Origin of the sequence: Lysobacter sp. K5869, from assembly GCF_018847975.1 — a bacterium.
GTDB lineage: Bacteria > Pseudomonadota > Gammaproteobacteria > Xanthomonadales > Xanthomonadaceae > Lysobacter.
This window is the reverse complement of sequence record NZ_CP072597.1, coordinates 1,752,774-1,773,309: the sequence shown is the minus strand read 5'-3', so window position 1 is coordinate 1,773,309 and position 20,536 is coordinate 1,752,774. Positions and strand designations below refer to the sequence as shown.

Genomic DNA, 20,536 nt, shown 5'->3' with positions numbered 1-20,536 from the left:
CGTCTCGCGGGGGCCGCCAAGGGGGAACAGACCGGAGCGTGCTTCAGAAATCCACCGACACGGTCAGCTGCGCATAGCGCGGCGTCTGGTAGCCGGTGCCGAGGCGATAGAACTCGTTGACCACGCCGACGCCGGTTTCGTACGAGTCGTCCACTTCCAGCGCGCGCTGCTGGTTGAACAGGTTGTAGACCGCGAGCTTGACCCGCAGATCGGCGCCGCCGAACGAACGCTGATACGTGAGGCTCGCGCCCAGATCGAAGGTCCACGGCGTGCGCCCGCCCGAGCCGCGCTTGCGCAGCTCGTAGGTGCGCTGAGCGAAGTCCTTCGCAGTGCAGTTGGCCACGCAGACGTAGAAGCTGTGGTAGACGGTCGGGTCGAACGGATTGCCCAGGCCGAAGGCGTTGATCGGCCGGCCGGACTGCGCGTTCAAGGTCGCGCCCACGGTCCAGTTGTCGTTGATCGCGTAGGCGCCGCGCAGCTTGATCTGGTGGCGGCGGTCGTTCGGCAGCGGGCCGTCGCCGTTGAGGTTGACGAAGGGATCGTCGAAGGACTCGGTGCGGCCGGTGTTGTCGAAGCCGAAGTCCGAGTTCGACGGCCCCTCGGCGTTGCCCTCGCTCTTGGACCACGTGTACGAAGCGTTGAACGCCCACTTGTCGTCCCAGGCGCGGTCGAGCATGAACTCCAGCGCGCGGTAGGTGCGCTTGGGCTTGACCCAGCCGCGCTCGCCGACGTAATTGCCCTGGGCGTCGTACAAGGCCCAGCCGGCGCGCGAGGTGTCGATGTCGACGTAGCCGTCCTTGACCCCGTCGCAGTTGGTATCGGTGTAGAGCTTGACGTTCTTGCCGGGGTTGCCCATCACGTAGCCGATGCCGCCGGGCTCGCCGTTGCACAGGATGCCGTTGGAGGTGATCTCCATGTCGTCGATGGCGTTGTGCAGGCGGCGGTAAATGCCGCGCACGCCCCACGACCACGCCTCGCCGAACATCGCCTGATAGCCCAGGATCACCTCGTCCTGGTAGACCGGATCGATGTCGCCGTCGACCTTGCTGCGCTGGTCCTGCACGGTGCCGTCGCCCTGGCTGTTGTCGACCGGGCCGATCTGCGCGCCGAGGATCGGGCGGTAATAGGTGGCGCCGTTGCGCTGGAACGCCTCCAAGCCCTGCAAAGCGTAGAAGGTGCGTTCGTCCAGGAACGCGCCGGCCTGCTTGACGTTGATCTGGTTGACGATCGGCAGGAAGTAGCGGCCGATGTTGCCGAACACCTTCGAGCGCCCGTCGCCGCGGAAGTCCCAGGAGAAGCCCAGGCGCGGCGCGACCATGTCGTCGATCTTGATGTAGGTGCTGCCGGCGCCGTTCTTGTTGTTGAACGCCTCCACGCGCACGCCGCCGTTGAGCACCAGGTCCGGGGTGATCTGCCAGTTGTCCTCGATGTAGTACGCCGAGTTGATCGTCTCGAAGGTGCCGGTGACTTCCTGCTGGCGCGCGCGCACGTAGGCGTTGACGCCGGCCGGGACCACGCCGCCGTTCTCCAGCGTGGTGCCGGGCACGGTCGGATAGATCTGGTAGAACTTGCGCGCCGGGCCGGGATAGAAGCTCTCGTTGTCGGAGGTGTTGACCTCGCGGTCCACGCCGAAGCGCAGCAGGTGATCGCCGAGCTGCCACTCGAAGTCCAGACGCGCCGCTTCGCGCTTGTCGGCGCCGTTCTCGATCAGCGCCGAGGACACGCAACCGATCTGCGGGTTGCCGGCCACGCGGCGGTCCTGCACCGCGTCGCAATCCTGATCGTTGAGGCTGCTGGCGATGCGGTCGCGCTTGTTCTCGCCGTACAGCGCCTTCATCGAGAAGTTCTCGGTGAGGTAGCCGGTGTAGGTCAGCGCCCAGTTGGTGCCGCCGACCTCGCTGTACTGGGTGTTGCTGCGCACGCCGCGGCTGCCGCGGGCGAAGTCGTATTGATAGTTGTCGGTGGTGGTTTCGTTCTTGTCGGAGAAGGCCAGGAATTCCAGCAGGTGGCGGTCGTTGATCTGCCAGTCCAGCTTGGTGCCCCAGAAGCCCTTGTCGGCCTTGCCCTTGAAGAAGGTGCTGCCCGAGTCGTTGGTGCTTTCCGGGCGGTAGTCGCGGAACTCGTACATCGCGTAGAAGAACAGCTTGTCCTTCACGATCGGGCCGGACGCGTGCACGTTGAGGTTGGTGCGGTCGCGCTTGTCGCGGCTGGCGATGCGGAACGGGTCGCCGTTGCGGTCGTAATGGTTGTCGCCGCCGGACTGCAGCGACTTGGGCTCCCACACCAGTTCGGCGCCGTACTTGAACTCGTTGGTGCCCGACTGAGTCACCGCGTTGATGACGCCGCCGGTGGTGCGGCCGAACTCGACCGAGTAGCCGCCGGTCTTGACCTGGAATTCCTTGAAGAAGCCGAAGGGCACCGAGGAGAAGCCGACCCGCTTGTAGAAGTCGGTGACGTTGAGGCCGTTGATGTAGACCGCGTTCTCCGACACCGACGAACCGCCGAACGAAGCGCCGCCGTACTGGCCCTGGATCACGCCCGGCGCCAGCAGCGCCACCGATTGCGCGTCGCGCGCGATCGGCACGCGTTCGAGTTCGGCTTTGGTGATGTTGGTGGCCGACTCGGTCGAGCGCACGTCCACCGGGGTGATCACGCGCGAGCCGATCACTTGCACCGCGGCCAGATCGGTGGCGCCGCCGAGGTTGACGTTGGCTTCGTTGCCCAAGCTCACCACCACCTGGATCGGCGCGCCGACGGCTTGCCCGTCCTTGCTCGCCTGCAACTGGTAAGTGCCGATCGGCAGGAACGGGAAGCGGTAATTGCCCTGCGCGTCGGCCTTGACCGTGCGGGTGAAGCCGGTGTCCGCGCTGCGCACGGTGACCTCGGATCCGGCGGCGACGCGGCCGGACAGCGAACCGTCGGTGTTGGCCGCCCATACCGGCAGGGCCATCGATGCGAGGCAGATCCCCATCGCCACGCACAAACCGGACTTGCGAAAGCTCTTGCCTTTCATTGCCGCACTTCCTCCCCTAAAAGGTATGGGCGGTGCTGCGCCGGGTCAGTCCTTCGTCGGCAGCACCCGCGCGTTGTAGTCGTAGTCCCACTGGTCGAAGTAAAGATTTCCCCCTTCCCACTCGACCTCGCCGCGTTGCGAATCCACGGTCTCGGAACGATCGAACCGCTTGGCCGGCGCGAACGCGCGGCCGTAGTCGTCGTTGTAAGCCACCCGGTACGCGTCCAGGCCGCCGAGGTAGAAGCCGGCCAGTTGCGGATCGGGCGAATCGAAGCGGCCGGTGGTGACGTCCACCGGCAGCCAGCCGTAAGGAGCCAGATACATCCAGGCCCAGTCGTGCATGTTGGTGTAGCCGTTGTCGCCGTACACCCAACCCGATTGCCAGCGCGCCGGAATGCCGTTGAGGCGCAGCAGCGTCATCAGCAGCAAGGTCTGCTGGCCGCAGTCGGCGTGGCCGGCGTGCAGGGCGTAGTCGGAGATGTTGGAGATCGTCGAATACTCGCGCGCGCCGGCCCAAGGAATTTCGTCGACGGCGGCGTAGAGCTTCTGGGCGATCTTGTACGGGTTCGTTTCCTCGCCCACGACCTTGCGCGAGAACTCGCGCAGCGCGGGCGTGTAGACGATGTGCGGCGCGCGCTCGCCCAGGTAGGGGCGGGTTTCCGCGCTCTCCGGCGCGGGCACGACCTTGTCCGGATCGATGCGGCGGTACTGACCGAACACGGTCAGCTCGTAGCTGATCTCGAATCGGGTCGGCTTGCCGGCTTGCGCGGGCTGCTCGAAGTACACCGTGCGCTGCAAGGTCGAGGCCGGCGCGATCTTGTGCGCCGCCGGCGTGCTGGCGACAAAGCGGATGTCTTCTTGCTGATGCGGCAGTTCGCGCGGATACGGCAACCACACGCGCAAGGTCTTGCCGGCCGGCACCGCATCGGCCTTCACCGTCAGCGATTGAACGATGCGCACGCGCCGCGGCGCGCCGTAGCCGCGTTCCAGCGCGGCGTCGCGCACTTCGCGCTGATGATCGTTGAGCGTCTCCATCGGCCCCACGCTCAGCGGCTTGGCGTCCGCGCGGCGGCGCGCCAGCGCTTGCGGGCTGAGCCGGAACAGGTTCGACGGCGCGCGCTGGAAATAGCGTTTGTCACCGTCGATGGTCATCGACTCGAACAAGCCCTGGCGATCCCAGGCGTCGAACTCTTCCGGCCGGAGATCGGGAATCTGCGCGCGCAGCTTCTGTTCGGCCTGGGCGCGGTCGAGGCTGAAGTCCAGACGGATGCGGCGCATGCGTTCGCGCTGGAATTCCAGGGCGCCGCGTTCGCGCTCGTCGAGGCCGGGTTGCCGCAGCGCCGCATCGATCTGCGCGCGCGCTTCGCTGAAACGGCCGGCATCGATGGACGCGACGATGGCATCGAGTTCGCGCGCGGCGGCTTGGTCGGCGGCGAGCGCCTGCGCCTGCGCGGGCCCGACCGACACGCGCAAGCCCAGCACCAAGGCCGGCAACGCGAAGATCATGCCCAGCGCCAACGCACGCGTGCGCCAGCGCCCGGCGGGAGAGACGATGGCCCTCGCGCGGGGAGCGATAAACAGCAGGTCAGTCACGGGATCCATACCTGTGTCACCCACGCGGGGCCATCGGTTCATGGCTGTGTAACATGTGGATGTCAGGTGGTCAATAAATTATTCCGTATCTATTTTCGTTAGGAAGCATGTATTCTCCGGACGACCCCGGAGGCGCCGTGGCGCGTCCGGGTCGGTGCCGGACGTCCGGCATCGGGCCTGTGAGGGCGCGCCGCGACGCGCGCCCGCCGGAGCATGACGCGATGGGTACCGCCTCGAGCCGCCGCCGTCCCACCCGCCGCCGCGCACTCGCGCGCTGCATCGCAGCATCGTTGTTGCTCCCCGGGCTGCTCTCGCTGAGTCTGTTCGCCGCGCCGGGCCACGCCCGCGAACGCGGCATTCCCGCGACCGGAGTGATCGGCATCGAGGAGGGGCAATTGAACGCCGACTACTGGATCCGCCAGCAGTCCAAACCCGATGCGGTGATCCTCGACGCGCGCGCGATCGCCAAGCAGAACGCGCGACTGGCCGAGCTCGACCCGTCCGTGCACGACATCGAACACCTGCCGGCGACGCTGACGCGCGAACGCGTGCGCGGCTGGATCGAAGCGATCTCGCAACCGCGCGACGAGCCTTTGTTCGACGAACATGGCGACGACGTGCCGGCTTCCGTGCTGCAAGGCCTACAAGCCGATCTCGCGCTCGACAAGATTCCCGCGCAGCAATCCACCCGCTACGGCATGGTGGTGCGCCGCGCCGACCTGCGCACCTATCCGACCCGCCTGCGCGTGTTCAACGCGCGCGGCGACATCGACATCGACCGCTTCCAGGAAAGCGCGCTGTTCCCCGGCACGCCGGTGACGGTGGCGCACGAAAGCCGCGACGGGACGTACTGGTTCGTGGTCAGCCCGCTGTACGCGGCCTGGGTCGAGAAGGACCGCATCGCGCTCGGCGACAAGGCGCCGGTGTTCGCCTACACCCGCAAGACGCCGTACCTCGTGGTAACCGGCGCCAGCGCGCGCAGCGTGCACACGCCCGAGCAAGCCGGCGTGTCGGACGTGCAACTGGAGATGGGCGTGCGCGTGCCGCTGCTGGCCGACTGGCCGGCGGACCAGCCCGTCAACGGCCAGCACTACTATTCCTCGCACGTGATCGAGCTTCCGTATCGCGACGCCGACGGCCGGCTGAAGTTCTCGCCGGCGCTGCTGCCGCGCACCGCCGACACGGCCGGCGATTACCTGCCGCTGACCCAGGCCAATCTGGTCCGCCAGGGCTTCAAGTTCTTCGGCGAACGCTACGGCTGGGGCCACTCCTACAACACCCGCGATTGCAGCGGCTTCGTCTCGGAGATCTACCGCAGCTTCGGCGTGCAGTTGCCGCGCAATACCCGCGATCAGGCGGTGAGCCCGGCCTACAACCGCATCGACCTCGACGAGAAGCTCAGCCACGAAGAACGGCTGAAGATCGTCAAGACCCTGGAAGTCGGCGACCTGATCTACATCCCCGGCCACGTGATGATGGTGGTCGGGCACGAAGGCGGCTGGCCGTACGTGATCCACGACACCACCGGCATCACCTTCCGCGACCGCACCGGCGACCTGACCCGGGTCCACCTCAACGGCGTCTCGGTGACCCCGCTGGTGCCGCTGCTGTTCAATAAGGAACAGCCGACCGTGGACCGGATCACCAGCATTCAACGTATCCGTCCATGAGGCGGGCGCGATGTCGCCGGTTCCGGTAGAACGGCATCCATCCCCTCCCGTCGGCGCGACCCGCGCCTCACCCGAACACCACGCACCAGACGACATCATCGACACATGAAGATCACCGACATCCGATTCGGCATGCTGCGGGTTCCGCTGAAAACTCCGTTCAAGACCGCGCTGCGCACGGTCGACACGGTCGAGGACATCGTCGTCACCATCCACACCGACACCGGCCACGTCGGCTACGGCGAAGCGCCGGCCACCGCGCCGATCACCGGCGACACCCACGGCTCCATCGTCGAGGCGATCCGTAAGTTCATCTCCCCGCGCCTGATCGGCCAGGAGATCGCCAACCTCAACCGCATCACCGGCCTGATCCAGGGCGCGATCGAGAAGAATTCCAGCGCCAAGGCGGCGGTGGAAATCGCCGTCTACGACCTGTTCGGCCAACTCTACGGCGCGCCGCTGTACAAGATGCTCGGCGGCGGCGACCCGGTCATCACCACCGACCTCACCATCTCGGTCGACTACATCGACAAGATGGTCGCCGACTCCATCGCCGCGGTGGGCCGCGGCTTCGAGTCGCTGAAGATCAAGGTCGGCAAGGACATCGGCGTGGACATCGAGCGGGTCAAGGCGATCTACGCCGCGGTCGAAGGCCGCGCGCTGCTGCGCCTGGACGCCAACCAGGGCTGGACCGCCAAGCAGGCGGTGTACGCGCTGCAAACGCTGGAAGACGCCGGCGTGCGCCTGGAACTGGTCGAACAACCGGTCAAGGCGCAGGACCTGGAAGGCCTCAAGTACGTCACCGACCGCGTCCACACCCCGATCATGGCCGACGAAAGCGTGTTCGGCCCGGTCGAGGTGATCGACCTGATCCGCATGCGCGCGGCCGACATCATCAACATCAAGCTGATGAAGACCGGCGGCTTGTCCAAGGCGATCCAGATCGCCGACATCGCCGCGATGTACGGCGTGGAGTGCATGATCGGCTGCATGATCGAGACTTCGATCTCGGTCGCCGCGGCGGTGCATCTGGCCGTGGCCAAGTCCAACGTCATCACCAAGGTCGATCTCGACGGCCCCTCGCTGTGCGCGTTCAACCCGGTCGACGGCGGGGTGATCTTCAACGAATCGGAGATCACCGTCACCGACGCGCCGGGCCTGGGCATCCGCGAAATCCGCGGCCTGGAGTCGCTGGCCGCCGCCTGACCTGCGCACCGGCGCGAAGCCGGCTACGCTGTAGCCTTCCGCCGCGCCCGGGACCGGAACCCCTGCCGATGTCGCCCCTGCTCAAGATCCGCTCCGAACGCGACCAGATGTCGGCGATCGAACGCCGCATCGCCGACTACCTGCTGGAGAACGCGCACCTGCTGCGCGACTACTCCTCGCAGCAGTTGGCCAACGCGCTGGGGATCAGCCAATCCAGCGTGGTCAAGTTCAGCCAGAAGCTCGGCTTCAAGGGCTATCCGGACCTGAAGTACTCCATCGGCGAAGCGGTCGCGCGCGGCGACCGCCACGACGACGGCGGCGACGCGGAAGCCGAGCGCGCCGATCCGAATCTGGCCCTGGCCGAGCGCCTGTGGCACGGCAAGGCCCGCGCCGAGGAAGAAACCCGGCTGATCAATCCGCCCGAGCGCATCGAGGCCATCGCCGAACTGATCCAGCACGCGCGCCGCGTCTACGTGATCGGCCTGGGCGAAGACGGCATCGCCGCGCGCGCGCTGTCGATGAAGCTGGCGATGATCGGCATCCTCAGCGTCCATCATTTCGACCCGGTGCTGATGGCCGCCAGCACCGCCGGCGCCGGCGCCGACGACGTGCTGCTGGTGCTGTCCGAGCAAGGCAAGCTGACCTCGCTGTGCCATCTCGCCCGCACCTTCGGCGAAAGCGGCGGCACGGTGATCTCGGCGACCCGCCACACCCCCAACCCGCTGCGCGCCCACGCCGACCACGCGCTGCTGGTGTCGGCGCACGACGAGCGCGCGCACGTGGAGCCGCTGCTGTACCACAGCGCGCTGCAGCATTTGCTGGACCTGATCTTCGTGCTGCTGTGCGAGCGCGGGCAGGACCGCCTGCGCCAGCTCGACAGCCATGCCGAGCGGGTCCAGGACATGCTCGACATCTGAGCCGCCGCGATGCGTCGCGACCTGCCTGTAGGAGCGGCGCGAGCCGCGACAACGCCGCCTCGCTCACGACGAAGCTTGCGACGTAGTTGCGTTGCCGCGGTCGCGGCTCGCGCCGCTCCTACAGGGAGAAACGCGACCGCGCCGCGCTTCGCCCGACCCGCGCCCCACGTTCCAGGACCGAACCCGCCATGCTCCGCTACGTCTTCGCCCTCGCCGCCGCCATGACCCTCACCGCCTGCGCCACCCGCGCCGACCGCGCCGGCGCCGGCGCCGTCCAGCCGCAGTTGGTGCTGGTCACCACCGCCGACTGGAACGCCAGCCAGGGCCGCTTGCAACGCTATCTGTTCGAAGGCGGCGGGTGGCTAGCGGTGGGCGCGCCGGTGGAGGTCAGCATCGGCCGCAACGGCGCCGCCTGGGGCCGCGGCCTGCGCGCCGCGCCCGGCGACGGCGGCCCGGTCAAACGCGAAGGCGACGGCCGCGCGCCGGCCGGCCTGTTCGCCATCGGCACCGCGTTCGGCTACGGCGAGACCGCGCAGACCGCGCTGCCGTACGCGCCGATGAGCGCGAGCCATTACTGCATCGACGTGCCCGATTCGCCGCTGTACGACCAGATCGTCGATGCGCGCAAGGTCGGCGCCGACGCGATCGAGGGCTCGACCGAGCCGATGCGCCGCGACCTGCACGCCAATGGCGATCCGCGCTATCGCCTCGGCTTCGTGATCGCGCACAACCCCGCGCATATTCCCGGCGCCGGCAGCTGCATCTTCGCCCACCTGCGGCGCGCGCCCGGCGAGCCGACCGCGGGCTGCACGGCGATGGACGACGCGGCGATGGCTGAGCTGCTGGCATGGCTGCGGCCGCAGGCGCGGCCGTTGTTCGCGTTGTTGCCGCGGGCGCAGTACGAGGCGGTGTGGAAGCAGTGGGGATTGCCGGAGCCGGCGGCGGAGTAAGCCGCTTCTGTTCGCGGGATTGCTTCGTCGCGATCCCGCGCGCCGCCTCCCGCGAACGCGGGAATCCAAAGCGCTATCGCGACATCACTCCGCAAGATTCGCTTCGTCTCGGTCCTACGCGTTCTCTCCAGCCGTCATTCCCGCGAAGGCGGGAATCCAGGGCTTCACCGCGACATGACTCTGAAGCCTCTGGATTCCCGCCTTCGCGGGAATGACAGCGGGACGATGTGCGGGAACAGGAAAACGAACGAATCGGCGCCGGCATTGCATCGCGCTCGCGCAATGCGATGCCGACACCGCAACCGACTCACTCTTCCGTCTTGCCCGCGGCCTTCTTAGCAGCCGCCTTGGCCTTCTTCTCGGCCGCCTTGACCCGGCTCTCCTCGATGAACCGGTCGACGCGCCGCTCCAATACCGGCAGCGGGACCGAACCCAGCGCCAGCACCGCGTCGTGGAACGCGCGGATGTCGAAGTCCTCGCCCAAGGCCTGCTCGGCCTTGGCGCGCGCGCGCACGATGCTCATCTGGCCCAGGTAATACGACAGCGCCTGACCCGGCCAGCCGATGTAACGGTCGACCTCGGTCTCGATCTCGTGCTCGCTCAGCGCGGTGTTGTCGCGCAGGAACGCCAGCGCTTGCTCGCGGGTCCAGCCCAGATGGTGCACGCCGGTATCCACCACCAAGCGGCTCGCGCGCCACATCTGATAGGTCAGGTAACCGAAGTAATCGTACGGGGTGTCGTACATCCCCATCTCGATGCCGAGCGTCTCGGTGTACAGCGCCCAACCTTCGCCGTACGCGGAAATATAGGTGTAGCGGCGGAAATCCGGCAGGCCTTCGTGCTCGGCCGCCAGCGACATCTGCAGCGAATGGCCCGGTGCGGATTCGTGCAGGGTCAGCGCCGGCAGATTGAACAGCGGACGCGACGGCAGATCGTAGGTATTGACCAGATACACATCGCGGCCGCCGCGGCCGGCGGTGTAGAACGGCGCCAGATCCGGCGGCACCGGCTTGATCGCGAAACGCTGGCGCGGCAGCAGGCCGATGTAATTGCCGATCTCGCCGTCCACGCGCTTGGCCAGCCACGAGGCGCGCATCAGCAGCTCTTCGCCGCTCTTGGGATAGAACTTGGGATCGGTGCGCAGGTAATGCAGGAATTCCGGGAACGTGCCCTTGAACCCGGTCTTGACGATGGTCTGCTCCATCTGCGCGCGGATCTTCGCCACTTCCTGCTGGCCGATCTCGTGGATCTGCTGCGGCGTCAAATCCAGCGTGGTGAACTCGCGGATCTTGGCGCGGTAGTAGTCCTCGCCGCCGGGCATCTTCTCCGCGGCCAAGGTGGTGCGCGCCTGCCGCATGTACTCGTCCTGCATGAACTTGAGCAGCTTGCGGTAGGCCGGCAGCACCGACTCGTCCATCGCCTTGGCCGCCTCGGCGCGCAGGCGCGCCTGCTCGGCGGCGGGGATGTTCGCCGGCATCTTCTTGAACGGCGTGTACAGCAGATTGTCTTCGAGTTTGGCGTCGACGACTTCCTTGATCGACACGTCGCGCCCGGTCAACGTCACCCGCGGCACGCTGAAACCGCGCTTGAGCCCGGCGCGCATGTTGACGATCTGCTCGTCGAAGTAGCGCGGAATATCGCGCAACTGGCCGAGGTAGCGCTCGTAGCCCTCGACATCGCGGATCGAACGGCGCGCGGTGAAGCCCAGATTGGTCCAGAACGCGCTGTCGCTGTTGAACGGCATCTCGTACTGGCGCACGCGCTGGTTGGCGAGCTGGCTTTGGATCTGCTGGCGGAACACCTCGGCGTTGACCGGATCCTCGCCGCTGAGCTGCTTGGGATCGATCGCGTCGAGTTCCTTGAGCACCTGCTCCCAATAGCGCTCGCGCATGGTTTGCGTCGCCGCGTCGACCTTGGGCAGGCGCGACGCCGGCTGGCCCTGCGGGCCGTCCTCGTCGTCGCCGCCGGCGAACTGCGCCTGCCGCCATTTCCATTCGCGCGTGTACAGCGCCTTGAAGCGCGCCGCGGCGCTGTTCTCCTCGCCCTTCTGGTCGCTCTTCGCGGCTTCGCTCTTGGCGGGTTGGTCGGCGGCGGCTACGGCGGCCCCTGCGGGCGTCGCGCCCAGGGCCAGCAACACGGCGACGGACAGCGCGGCCAGCGGCGCGCGCGCGGAGACGGAACGGATCGGAAGCATCGCGGGACTCTGCGGTGACGGGCTCGCCCATGATGCGGGAATCGCGGGGGTGGCGGATATGCCGTTTGGGCTAGGAACGAGCGCGCGCAAGCGAGGAGCGAGAAAAGCTCGCTCCTCGCTCCTCTGCGCTCGCTTGTCGCTTCAAGGAACCGGCTGGAAATTCGGATACGCCGCGCTGCCCGTCTCGAACAGGCGCGTCGGCCGCCCCTTCAGGTGCAGATCGAAGAACGCCCGCGCGTGGGCGCGGGTGCCGGCCACGGCCTCGGCCGCCGGCAGCGTGCCGTAAGCGCCGGCGGCGAAACCCGGCGGCACCGCGTCGCCGAGCGGCGGCAGGATCGCGGGGAAATCGCTGAAGGTGAAATGCACCGCCAGCGGCGCGTGGACATCGCGCTTCCAGCCGCGCTGGTTGCTCCAGAACTGCGGCCACGACGGGTCGTCCGGGTTCAGATGCGTATGGCCTTCCGCGCCGATCAGCAAGAACGGACGATCCAGGCCGAAGCGCGTGGCCCGGATCGGGCCGTACGGCAGGTCCTGCGGCGGGCCGTAGGTGGTCGACAGGCGGCCGTCGAAATCCAGGCCGGCGTCGACGCGGCGGTCGAAGAACATCGTCTCCGCCGCGGTAGTGCCGCCGTAGGAATGGCCGAGGAAACCGACCCGCGACAGGTCCAGGCCGCCGCGCCAGCCCGGCGGCAGGCGTCCGGGTTCCGCGCCCGGATAGAAGCCGCGGTTGGCCAGCGCCAGCGCGTCGAGCAGATGGCGCGCATCGCCGACCCGGGTGTCCAGCCACATTTGGGTCGATTCGACCGTCTCTTCAAGGTTCTGCCCGCGCACCACGCGGCCGCCGGGGAACGCGGCGTAGAACGCTTCGTGGGTGTGGGTCATCGACGCGACGACGTAGCCATGGCTGGCCAGATCGTCGGTCAGCGAACTGTAGAGTTCGCGGAAATACTGCAGGCCCGGCGAGAACAGCACCACCGGCCAGCCGCGCGGATGGCGCAGCAGCGCCGCGTTGCGGATCGCCGGCCGGCGCGCGCCGGCCCAATCCACCGCGCCGGGCGCGAAGCCGTAGCCTTGCGCGGTCGCGCTCCACTCGGGCACCAGCGCGGGCTCCAGCCATGGCGCGCGCGGGCCGTGCGCGTTCGCCGCGATCGGATAGCTCAGCGTGACCATGTACTCGCGCGGGCCGCCGACGAAACCGTCGGTGCGCGAACGGTCCACCAGATGCAGGGTGACGGTGCCGACCCGATACGGCCCGGTCGTCGGCGGAAGATCGAAACGCTTGGGCGGCGCGGCCAGCGCGGGCGCCGCGGCCAACAGCGCCAGCAACAACGCGGCGGCGACGCGCAACCGCGCGGAGAAAGACAGGGTGGGGACGGCGCGGAACATGCGAACCTCCTTGGACGGCGTGTTCGGGACTGCGCGCCGCGCGGATCGCGGCGGCGCCGTCAGCGAAGCGCGAACCCCGCGCCGCCCGCCAGTGCCGCCTTACCCACGGCGACACCCAAACCTTGATCGTCCACGCAGATGCACAGATCCGCCCATGGCCCCTGTAGGAACGGCGTAAGCCGCGACCGCGAACCCGCTATCGCCGGCGCCGCCGCTCCCCAGCGAAGCTCAATCCGCGAACGGTCGGTCGATCGCCACCGACGGCTCGGTAAACCACCGCGCCCCGTCCTCGGTCACGTGGAAGTGATCCTCCAAGCGCACCCCGAACCGCTCCGGCACTACGATCATCGGCTCGTTCGAGCAGCAGTTGCCGATATCCAATCCCACGTGGTTGCCGCGCACCAGATACGGCGCTTCGTGCACGCTGATCCCGCAGCCGTGGCCGGTGCGGTGCGGCAACCCCGGCAAGCGGTAATCCGGGCCGAGCCCACCGCGTTCGAGCACCGCACGCGCCGCCGAATCCACCGCTTCGCCGCTGGCGCCCGGACGCACGGCGTCGAACGCGGCCTGCTGCGCGGCGCGTTCCAGATCCCAGATGCGCCGTTGATCGTCGTCGGCGCGGCCGCAGATGTAGGTGCGGGTGATGTCGGAGTTGTAGCCCTGCACCGCGCAGCCGGTGTCGATCAACACCAGTTCGCCCTCGCGCAGCGTCTGCTCGCCCGGAATGCCGTGCGGGTAGGCGGTGGCGTGGCCGAACTGGACGATGCAGAACGTCGAGCCGTTGTCGGCGCCGAGCCCGCGGTGGGCCTCGTCGATGAAGCGGCGCAGCGCGGTGGTGGTCACGCCCTCGTTGGCCAGACCGGCGGCCAGACGGTGGGTGTGCAAGGTCATCGCCATGGCCTGATACATCAACGCCAGCTCCGCCGGCGACTTGCGCGCGCGACAGCCGTCGACGATGGCCGCGGCGTCGCCGAGCTCCAGCTGCGGCGCGGCGGCGCGTAGGCCGGTGTAGATCGCGAACGCCGCGCCCGGGTCCAGCGCCAAACGACGCACGCCGCGTTCGCGAACCGCCTCGGCGACGAGTTCGTACGGGTTCTCGTGCTCTTCCCAAAAACGCGGCTGGGCCGGGATCTTGAGCACGTGCGACAGCGAACCGGACTCGAAGCCCGGGCTGATCAGCAGCGGATCGCCGTCCAGGGTCAGCAGCATCGCCACCAGGCGCTCGTTGGCCGTCCACGGCACCCCGGCGAAGTAGCGCAGCGACGCGCCCGCGCTGATGAGCAAGGCGTCGAAGCCGCCTTCGCGCATCAGCGCGCGGGCGCGCTCGATGCGTTGTTCGTGTTCCTGCGCGCCGATCGCGGGCGCGCGTTGCGCCCACGGCGCCAGCTGCGCGCGCGCTTGTTCCAGGGTCAAACCGCCGATCTGCCCGCTCATGCATTCGCTCCGATATCGTCCAAGGTCCAACGTCCGTCGATCCAGCGCGACAGCCCGCCGGGATTGCGGTCGCGCAATTCTTCCGGCAGCGCGTCGGCGCGGACGTGATCGTAGCAATGCAGCGCGGCGAAGCGGCGGATCGCGGTCGGCATGCCGACCGCGGTGAAGCCCGGATGGCCGGTGCTCGGATACGGCCCGCCGTGATTCATCGCCGCGCTGACCGCGACGCCGGTCGGCATGCGGCCGTCGATCAAGCGCCCCACGCGCGGACGCAGCGCGCCGGCGAGGCGGCGCCAGTCTTCGTCGTCCTCGACGCTGTCGCCGCCGTAGATGGTGCCGGTGAGATTGCCTTCCAGCGCCGCGGCCACTCGCAGCGCCTCGTCGATGCCGTCCACGCGCACGATCAGGCTGGCCGGGCCGAAGGCTTCGCCTTGCAGGCGGCGGTCGGCGACGAACGCGGCCGCGTCGCTGCTCAACAACGCAGGACGCACGCGATAACCCTCGCCGTCGGCGGCCTCGCCGCCGGCGACCAGACTCGCGCCGGCTTCGCGCCACCCGCTCACGCCCGCATGCAGATGATCGAGCACGCCGCGCGAGAACATCGTGCCCGCCGGCGCCGCGGCGAAGCGCTCGGCCGCGGCGGCGACGAAACGGTCGCCGGCCTCGCCGCGCGGCACCACCACCACGCCGGGGTTGGTGCAGAACTGGCCGACGCCGAGCGTGCACGAGGCGAAGAACTCCTGCGCCAGCGCCTCGCCGCGCTCGCGCAACGCGCCGTCGAGCAGGAACACCGGGTTGATGCTCGACAGTTCCAGATACGCCGGCACGCCGGCGGCATCGGCCGCGGCCTTGAGCGCGAGGCCGGCGCGGCGGCTGCCGGTGAACGCCAGCGCGCCCAAGCGCGCATCGCCGGCCAGCTCCAGGCCCAGCGCCGGATCGAGGTGATACAGCACTTGCAGCGATTGCGCCGGCAAGCCCGCATCCAGCAAGGCGCGGTGCGCGAGCTGCGCCAAGCGCTGGCTGGTGCCCGGATGCGAGGGATGGACCTTGGCGATGACCGGATTGCGCGCGGCGATGGCGGAAGCGAAATCGCTGCCGGCCACCGCATTGAACGCGAACGGGAAATTGTTCGGCCCGAAAATCAGCACCGGCTTGCGCAGCGGCGCCAGGTGCGAGCGCAAACCGGCGGCGGTGTCGATGATCGGCTGGGTCCAGCTGCGCTCGCGCGCCGCGCGCGCGGCCTGACGCAACTGGCCAGTGGTGCGCGGCAGTTCCACCTCGGCCAGCCGCGGCTTGGCCGCCAGCGCGGTTTCCAGATGCGCCAGTTCGACCAGCGCATCGGCGTCGGCTTCGATCGCCGCGGCGTACGCTTCGAGAAAGGCCGCGATGCGCGCGGGCGCGCAGGCGGCCAACTCGTCGGCCGCCGCGCAGGCCGAAGCAAGCGCGGCGCGCGCGTCGTGCGCGCCGGAGACCGGGAACGCCGCGCCGACTTCGACCGCGCGGGTCGGATCGAAGGCGCGGAACTCGCCGGCCGCGTCCAGCGAAGGCTGCCAGCGGCCGCCGATCAATACCGGTTCGCGCGCGCTCATCTCAAAGCTCCGGGCGCTGCGCCTGGGCGCGTTCGATCACCGCCAGCGCGGCCTCGCGCTCGGCGCCGGTCACCACCAGACGCGGCGCGCGCACGTGCTCGGCGCCCAGGCCGACCTGCGCCTGCACCAGCTTGATGAGCTGTACGAACTTGGGCACGGTGTCCAGGCGCAGCAGCGGCAGGAACCACGCGTACAGCGCGGCCGCGGCGGGCGCGCCGCCGCTCTGGGCGAGCTCGAACAAACGCACCGATTCCTTCGGATAGGCGTTGACCAGACCCGCGATCCAACCGGTCGCGCCCATCGCCACGCCTTCGACGATGGCGTCGTCCATGCCGACCAGCAGTTCCAGGCGGTCGCCGAGCAGCGAGCGCAGCGCGGCGAAGCGGCGCACGTCGGCCGAGGATTCCTTCACCGCCTGCACGTTGGCGAATTCGCCGGCGAGTTCGGCGATCTGCTCGGGCGAGAAGTCGGTCTTATACGCGACCGGGTTGTTGTAGATCATGCACGGCAGCTTCGTCGCGCCGATCACCGCCGCCACGTGCGCCTTCATTTCGCGCCAGTCGGTGGAATAGACGTACGGCGGCAGCACCATCAGGCCGGCGCAACCGATCTTCTCGGCTTCCTGGGCCAAACGCACGGCCTCGGCGGTGGACAGCGCGGCGATGCCCGGGATCACCGGCGCGCGGCCCTTGAGCGCGGCGGTCAGCGTGCGCAGGATCGCCAGCTTGTCCTCGAAGCTCAGCGTCGCCGCTTCGCCGAGCGAGCCCAGCGGGACGATGCCGGTGCAGCCGGCGTCGATGAGCTGTTGCGCGTGGCTAGCGAGGAACTCGTGGTCGATCGAGCCGTCGGCGTGGAAGGGCGTGGTGATGGCGGGAATGACGCCGCGCCAGATGGAAGCAGTGCTCATGGAACGGTTCCTTGTGGGGCTGAGTGCGTGATCGGATCGAACCCCGCCGCGGGCGGCGGTTCGTGTGGCGGCGCGGCCGGCGCGGCCAACGCCGCCAGCCGCACGGGAAACACCGGCGGGCGCGCGCCCGCGGCGGCGGACGGCGCGAACGCCGCGCCGCGCAACTGCGCCAGCGCCGCGCCGCAGATGCGGCCTTGGCAGCTGCCCATGCCGCAGCGCGTGGCGAGCTTGGCCGCGCGCCAGTCGGCGTGCGCGTCGAGTTCGCCCAGGCGCACGTCCTCGCAGCGGCAGACCACGCTGTCGGCGGTCGCGGCGGCGGCGATCTGCGGGCGCAGGGCGAAGTAGTCGGGCAGCAGCGCGGCGAACTCGCGCGCGCGCCGGCGTTGCGGCTGCAAGGCGTGCGCGGCCTCGGGCGCGCCGGCGGCGGCGTGACCGGCCATCGCGCCTTCGACCAGGGCGCAGTCGCGTCCGCCGATGCCGCAGGCTTCGCCGGCGGCGTACACGCCGGCGACGCTGGTGCGCAGGTCCGCGTCGACGCGCACGCTGGCATGAGCGCCGTGCGGTTGCAGTTCGCAACCCAGCTGTTGGGCGAGTTCGAGATTCGGCACCAGGCCGTAGCCGACGGCGAGGTGATCCACGGCGATGCGCTCGATTCCGCGCGCGCCATGGACTTCGACTTCGGCCACGCGACCGTCGCCGTGCGCGGCCGCGACCCAGGCATCGGCGCGATACGGCACGCCGATCAGTCGCGCGCGCAGCGCCGCGGCCTGAGCCAGCTTGCCCGGCCAGCGCCACAAGCGCGCGGCGAACCCGCGCAGTTGCGCGGCCGGCGCTTGTTCGCAGATCGCGACCACGCGCGCGCCGTGGCGCCGCGCGGTGTCGGCCGCGGCCAACAGCAACGGCCCGCTGCCGGCGATCAACACGCGCTTGCCGGCGATCGGCCAGCCTTGCTTGACCAGCGCCTGCAGACCGCCCGCGCCGGTGACGCCGGGCAAGGTCCAACCCGGAAACGGCAACAGCAATTCGCGCGCGCCGGTCGCCAACACCAGCGCGCCGTAGTCCAGTTCGTAGGCGATGCCGGCCTGTTCGATCAGCGCCCGCCCCGGCTTGGCCGCGACCACTTGCGCCTGACCGATCCAGCGCACGCGGTCGCCGTCGAGCAATTCGTCGAGGCGGTCGCGCGCCGGATCCGGCCACGGCCGGCGCACGTCGCGCCGCCACACTTGGCCGCCGGCGCTGGCCTGCATGTCGATCAGCGCGACATCGGCGCCGTGCGACGCGGCCGCGCGCGCGGCCGCGAGACCGGCCGGGCCCGCGCCCACCACCAACACATCGCAGCGCTCAGTCATCGCAGGCCACCTGCATGCCTTCGCGCGCCGGCACCAGACAGGCGCGCTGATGCTCGACGCCGTCGATGCGCACCCGGCATTCGAAGCACACGCCCATGCCGCACAGCGGCGCGCGCGGCTGGCCGCCGCGCGAACGGCGGAAATGCGGCGCGGCCAAGGCCACCGCGGCGGCGACGCTGGCGCCGGCCGGCACTTCGACCGCGAGGCCGTTGACGGCGATGCGGACCGGCGCGCTCATCGCAGCGCCCGCGACGGCGCGTACGGCGCCGGGTCGATGACCGGCGCGCGGCCGAGCAGTTGTTCGATCAGCAGTTGCGCGGTGCCCAAGGCGGTGGTCACGCCCAGGCCTTCGTGGCCGGCCGCGACCCAGGTGTGCGGGCGCGATTCCAGCGCGCCGATGTACGGCCGCCCGTCCGGCGTGCACGGACGAAAGCCCGTCCACACCCGCAGCGCTTGCAGTTCGCGCAGCATCGGCACGAACGCGAACGCGCGTTCGAGCATGCGCTGCAGCATCGGCGCGGACACGCCGCGGTCGTCCTGGCCGAACTCGCGCGAGGAGCCGATCAGGATCTGCCCGGTCGGGCGCGGCTGCACATTGAAGGCGACGGAGCTGTCGGCGTCGCCGTGCGCGCTGTCGGCGTAGCCCAGCTCGAGCAATTGGTGACGGATGCGGCCGGGATAGCGCTCGGTGATGACCAGATGGCCCTTGCGCGAACGCAGCGGCAGTTGCGGCAGCAGTTCCGGCAGCGCGCAGCCGGTCGCGACCAGCACCGGGCCGCGCAGTTCGCTGCCGTCGTCCAGGCGCGCTCCTTGCGCGGTCAGCGCGGTCGCGCGGCGGCCCAGATAGCACTCGGTTTTCAGTTCGCGCGCCAGTTGCAGCAAGTGCTGGGCGACGCGCGGCGGATACACCACCGCCTCCTGCGCCACCAGCATTCCGCCGCACAGGCCCGGCGCGAGATTCGGCTCGAGTTGGTACAACTCCGCCGCCTCGATCCGCCGCGCCGCCACGCCGGCCGCGGCCAGACGCGCGACCTTGGCCGCGACGCCGTCGAGTTCGCGCGGCTCGCGCGCCACCCACAAGGTGCCGCAGCGGCTGAACTCGGCCAGCGGCAGATCGGCGAAGCGTTCCCACAACTGCAACGACAACCGCGACAGCGCCAGCTCCGCCGGATCGTCGTCCATCGCGACCAGATGCCCCATCGCCGCCGCGGTGGCGCCGCCGCCGACCGGGCCCGGCTCGACCACGGCCACGCGCAAGCCCTCGCGCGCGGCGCGCTCGGCGCAGGCCGCGCCGACGATGCCGGCGCCGATGACGATGAGGTCGTAGCGGGACATGATCGCGGCCGCGCTCAGCGCGCGCCGATGCCCCAGGCGAACGGGTCGGCGTCGTCGATCAGCAACTGCGCGCGCGCGGTGATGTGGGCGCTGCCGGTGATGGTCGGATGCACGCCGCGCTCGCCGGCGCGATAGGTTCCCTCGAACACGCTGCCGAGCACGCTCTCCTGCCGCCACACCGCGCCCGGCGCGAGCTTGCCGTCGGCGGCCAGACACGCCAGCTTGGCGCTGGTGCCGGTGCCGCAGGGCGAGCGGTCGTAGGCCAATCCGGGACACAGCACGAAGTTGCGGCCGTCCACGCCCGGCGTGGGCGAAGCGGTTTCCAATTCGATGTGATCGATCTCGGCGCCGTCGGCGCCGGTGATGCCCGCGCCGGTCAGCGCGTTGCGGATCGCCTCGGCGAACTCGCTGAGTTCGCGCACGCGCTCCAGCGCGATCGGCTGCGCCACCTTGACGATGAAGAACCAGTTGCCGCCCCAGGCGACATCGCCGGTCACCGCGCCGTAGCCCGGCACGTCGAGCCGCACTTGCGCGGCGTGGCGCCAGCTTTCGACGTTGGCGATCGACACGCGGCCGTCTTCGTGCAAGCGCGCGCCGACCGTGCCGACCGGCGTGTCGATGCGGTGATCGCCCGGCCCGATCCGGCCGAGGAACTGCAGCGTGCGCACCAAACCGATAGTGCCGTGCCCGCACATGCCCAGATAGCCGACGTTGTTGAAGAAGATCGTGCCGGCGCAGGCGCCGGGCGTGCGCGGCGGCAGCAGCAGCGCGCCGACCACCGGGTCGGAGCCGCGCGGCTCGCAGGCCACCGCGCTGCGCCAGCGGTCGAAGTCCTGGGCGAAGCGGCGGCGCTGTTCGGCGAGGTCGCCGCCGCCGAGATCGGGGAATCCGGCGACCACCACGCGGGTGGGTTCGCCGCCGGTGTGCGAGTCGATGATGTCGAGGCTGTGCATGCTGGACATGCTCGCGTCGCGGGGGCCGCAGCGGCTAGAT

The 20,536-nt window shown here is 69.5% G+C and carries 15 protein-coding genes; 4 read left to right on the top strand and 11 right to left on the bottom strand.

The genetic code is table 11. The annotated features are described in order from the left end of the window. Positions 1-43: 43 nt before the first annotated feature. Positions 44-3,013: a TonB-dependent receptor gene (locus tag J5226_RS07545; protein WP_215839229.1), complete on the bottom strand. Its 2,970-nt coding sequence runs from the start codon at positions 3,011-3,013 to the stop codon at positions 44-46. A 45-nt stretch (positions 3,014-3,058) separates the two neighbouring features. Then, positions 3,059-4,519, bottom strand: coding sequence for a transglutaminase domain-containing protein (locus J5226_RS07540; protein ID WP_215840349.1), 1,461 nt, complete (start codon positions 4,517-4,519; stop codon positions 3,059-3,061). A gap of 308 nt (positions 4,520-4,827) precedes the next feature. Between J5226_RS07540 and J5226_RS07535 the strand changes: the two genes are divergently transcribed. The 4 genes from J5226_RS07535 (at position 4,828) to J5226_RS07520 (ending at position 9,349) form a co-directional block, all read left to right on the top strand. Next, the gene (locus J5226_RS07535; RefSeq protein WP_215839227.1) at positions 4,828-6,276 is read left to right on the top strand and encodes an SH3 domain-containing protein; all 1,449 of its coding nucleotides are present in this window, start codon (positions 4,828-4,830) and stop codon (positions 6,274-6,276) included. Positions 6,277-6,381: 105 nt separating this feature from the next. Then, the gene (locus J5226_RS07530; RefSeq protein ID WP_215839225.1) at positions 6,382-7,482 is read left to right on the top strand and encodes a dipeptide epimerase; all 1,101 of its coding nucleotides are present in this window, start codon (positions 6,382-6,384) and stop codon (positions 7,480-7,482) included. Between the two features lie 68 nt (positions 7,483-7,550). Then, a complete protein-coding gene (locus J5226_RS07525) occupies positions 7,551-8,399 on the top strand; it encodes a MurR/RpiR family transcriptional regulator (RefSeq protein WP_215839223.1) in 849 nt (282 codons plus the stop codon). Between the two features lie 221 nt (positions 8,400-8,620). Next, positions 8,621-9,349: a hypothetical protein gene (locus tag J5226_RS07520; protein ID WP_255323094.1), complete on the top strand. Its 729-nt coding sequence runs from the start codon at positions 8,621-8,623 to the stop codon at positions 9,347-9,349. Positions 9,350-9,656: 307 nt separating this feature from the next. Here the strand turns inward: J5226_RS07520 and J5226_RS07515 are convergent, their stop codons facing one another. The 9 genes from J5226_RS07515 to J5226_RS07475 form a co-directional block, all read right to left on the bottom strand. After that, complete coding sequence (locus J5226_RS07515) at positions 9,657-11,543, bottom strand: DUF885 family protein (RefSeq protein WP_215839219.1); 1,887 nt, start codon at positions 11,541-11,543, stop codon at positions 9,657-9,659. Between the two features lie 141 nt (positions 11,544-11,684). Continuing rightward, positions 11,685-12,929, bottom strand: coding sequence for a hypothetical protein (locus J5226_RS07510; RefSeq protein WP_215839217.1), 1,245 nt, complete (start codon positions 12,927-12,929; stop codon positions 11,685-11,687). 228 nt (positions 12,930-13,157) lie between these two features. Further along, entirely contained in the window at positions 13,158-14,363 is a 1,206-nt protein-coding gene (locus J5226_RS07505) for a Xaa-Pro peptidase family protein (protein ID WP_215839215.1), read from the bottom strand. Continuing rightward, positions 14,360-15,952, bottom strand: coding sequence for an aldehyde dehydrogenase family protein (locus tag J5226_RS07500; protein ID WP_215839213.1), 1,593 nt, complete (start codon positions 15,950-15,952; stop codon positions 14,360-14,362). The genes J5226_RS07505 and J5226_RS07500 overlap by 4 nt, the downstream gene beginning before the upstream one ends. Before the next feature lies 1 nt (position 15,953). Beyond that, positions 15,954-16,859 carry a dihydrodipicolinate synthase family protein gene (locus J5226_RS07495; protein WP_215839211.1) on the bottom strand — a complete coding sequence of 302 codons (906 nt, stop codon included), beginning with the start codon at positions 16,857-16,859 and terminating at the stop codon, positions 15,954-15,956. Beyond that, positions 16,856-18,208: an FAD/NAD(P)-binding oxidoreductase gene (locus J5226_RS07490; RefSeq protein WP_215839209.1), complete on the bottom strand. Its 1,353-nt coding sequence runs from the start codon at positions 18,206-18,208 to the stop codon at positions 16,856-16,858. Before J5226_RS07490 ends, J5226_RS07495 begins: the two co-directional genes overlap by 4 nt. Further along, positions 18,201-18,446 carry a 2Fe-2S iron-sulfur cluster-binding protein gene (locus J5226_RS07485; protein ID WP_215839208.1) on the bottom strand — a complete coding sequence of 82 codons (246 nt, stop codon included), beginning with the start codon at positions 18,444-18,446 and terminating at the stop codon, positions 18,201-18,203. The genes J5226_RS07490 and J5226_RS07485 overlap by 8 nt, the downstream gene beginning before the upstream one ends. Next, positions 18,443-19,543 carry an FAD-dependent oxidoreductase gene (locus J5226_RS07480; protein ID WP_215839206.1) on the bottom strand — a complete coding sequence of 367 codons (1,101 nt, stop codon included), beginning with the start codon at positions 19,541-19,543 and terminating at the stop codon, positions 18,443-18,445. The genes J5226_RS07485 and J5226_RS07480 overlap by 4 nt, the downstream gene beginning before the upstream one ends. 14 nt (positions 19,544-19,557) lie before the next feature. Beyond that, complete coding sequence (locus tag J5226_RS07475; protein WP_215840348.1) at positions 19,558-20,496, bottom strand: 4-hydroxyproline epimerase; 939 nt, start codon at positions 20,494-20,496, stop codon at positions 19,558-19,560. Positions 20,497-20,536 lie beyond the last annotated feature (40 nt).

Excerpts from the sequence above, each read along its gene's own strand:
- J5226_RS07545 (WP_215839229.1), bottom strand. The coding sequence starts at position 3,013 with ATGAAAGGCAAGAGCTTTCGCAAGTCCGGTTTGTGCGTGGCGATGGGG.
- J5226_RS07540 (WP_215840349.1), bottom strand. The coding sequence starts at position 4,519 with ATGATCTTCGCGTTGCCGGCCTTGGTGCTGGGCTTGCGCGTGTCGGTC.
- J5226_RS07535 (WP_215839227.1), top strand. The coding sequence starts at position 4,828 with ATGGGTACCGCCTCGAGCCGCCGCCGTCCCACCCGCCGCCGCGCACTC.
- J5226_RS07530 (WP_215839225.1), top strand. The coding sequence starts at position 6,382 with ATGAAGATCACCGACATCCGATTCGGCATGCTGCGGGTTCCGCTGAAA.
- J5226_RS07525 (WP_215839223.1), top strand. The coding sequence starts at position 7,551 with ATGTCGCCCCTGCTCAAGATCCGCTCCGAACGCGACCAGATGTCGGCG.
- J5226_RS07520 (WP_255323094.1), top strand. The coding sequence starts at position 8,621 with ATGACCCTCACCGCCTGCGCCACCCGCGCCGACCGCGCCGGCGCCGGC.
- J5226_RS07515 (WP_215839219.1), bottom strand. The coding sequence starts at position 11,543 with ATGCTTCCGATCCGTTCCGTCTCCGCGCGCGCGCCGCTGGCCGCGCTG.
- J5226_RS07510 (WP_215839217.1), bottom strand. The coding sequence starts at position 12,929 with ATGTTCCGCGCCGTCCCCACCCTGTCTTTCTCCGCGCGGTTGCGCGTC.
- J5226_RS07505 (WP_215839215.1), bottom strand. The coding sequence starts at position 14,363 with ATGAGCGGGCAGATCGGCGGTTTGACCCTGGAACAAGCGCGCGCGCAG.
- J5226_RS07500 (WP_215839213.1), bottom strand. The coding sequence starts at position 15,952 with ATGAGCGCGCGCGAACCGGTATTGATCGGCGGCCGCTGGCAGCCTTCG.
- J5226_RS07495 (WP_215839211.1), bottom strand. The coding sequence starts at position 16,859 with ATGAGCACTGCTTCCATCTGGCGCGGCGTCATTCCCGCCATCACCACG.
- J5226_RS07490 (WP_215839209.1), bottom strand. The coding sequence starts at position 18,208 with ATGACTGAGCGCTGCGATGTGTTGGTGGTGGGCGCGGGCCCGGCCGGT.
- J5226_RS07485 (WP_215839208.1), bottom strand. The coding sequence starts at position 18,446 with ATGAGCGCGCCGGTCCGCATCGCCGTCAACGGCCTCGCGGTCGAAGTG.
- J5226_RS07480 (WP_215839206.1), bottom strand. The coding sequence starts at position 19,543 with ATGTCCCGCTACGACCTCATCGTCATCGGCGCCGGCATCGTCGGCGCG.
- J5226_RS07475 (WP_215840348.1), bottom strand. The coding sequence starts at position 20,496 with ATGCACAGCCTCGACATCATCGACTCGCACACCGGCGGCGAACCCACC.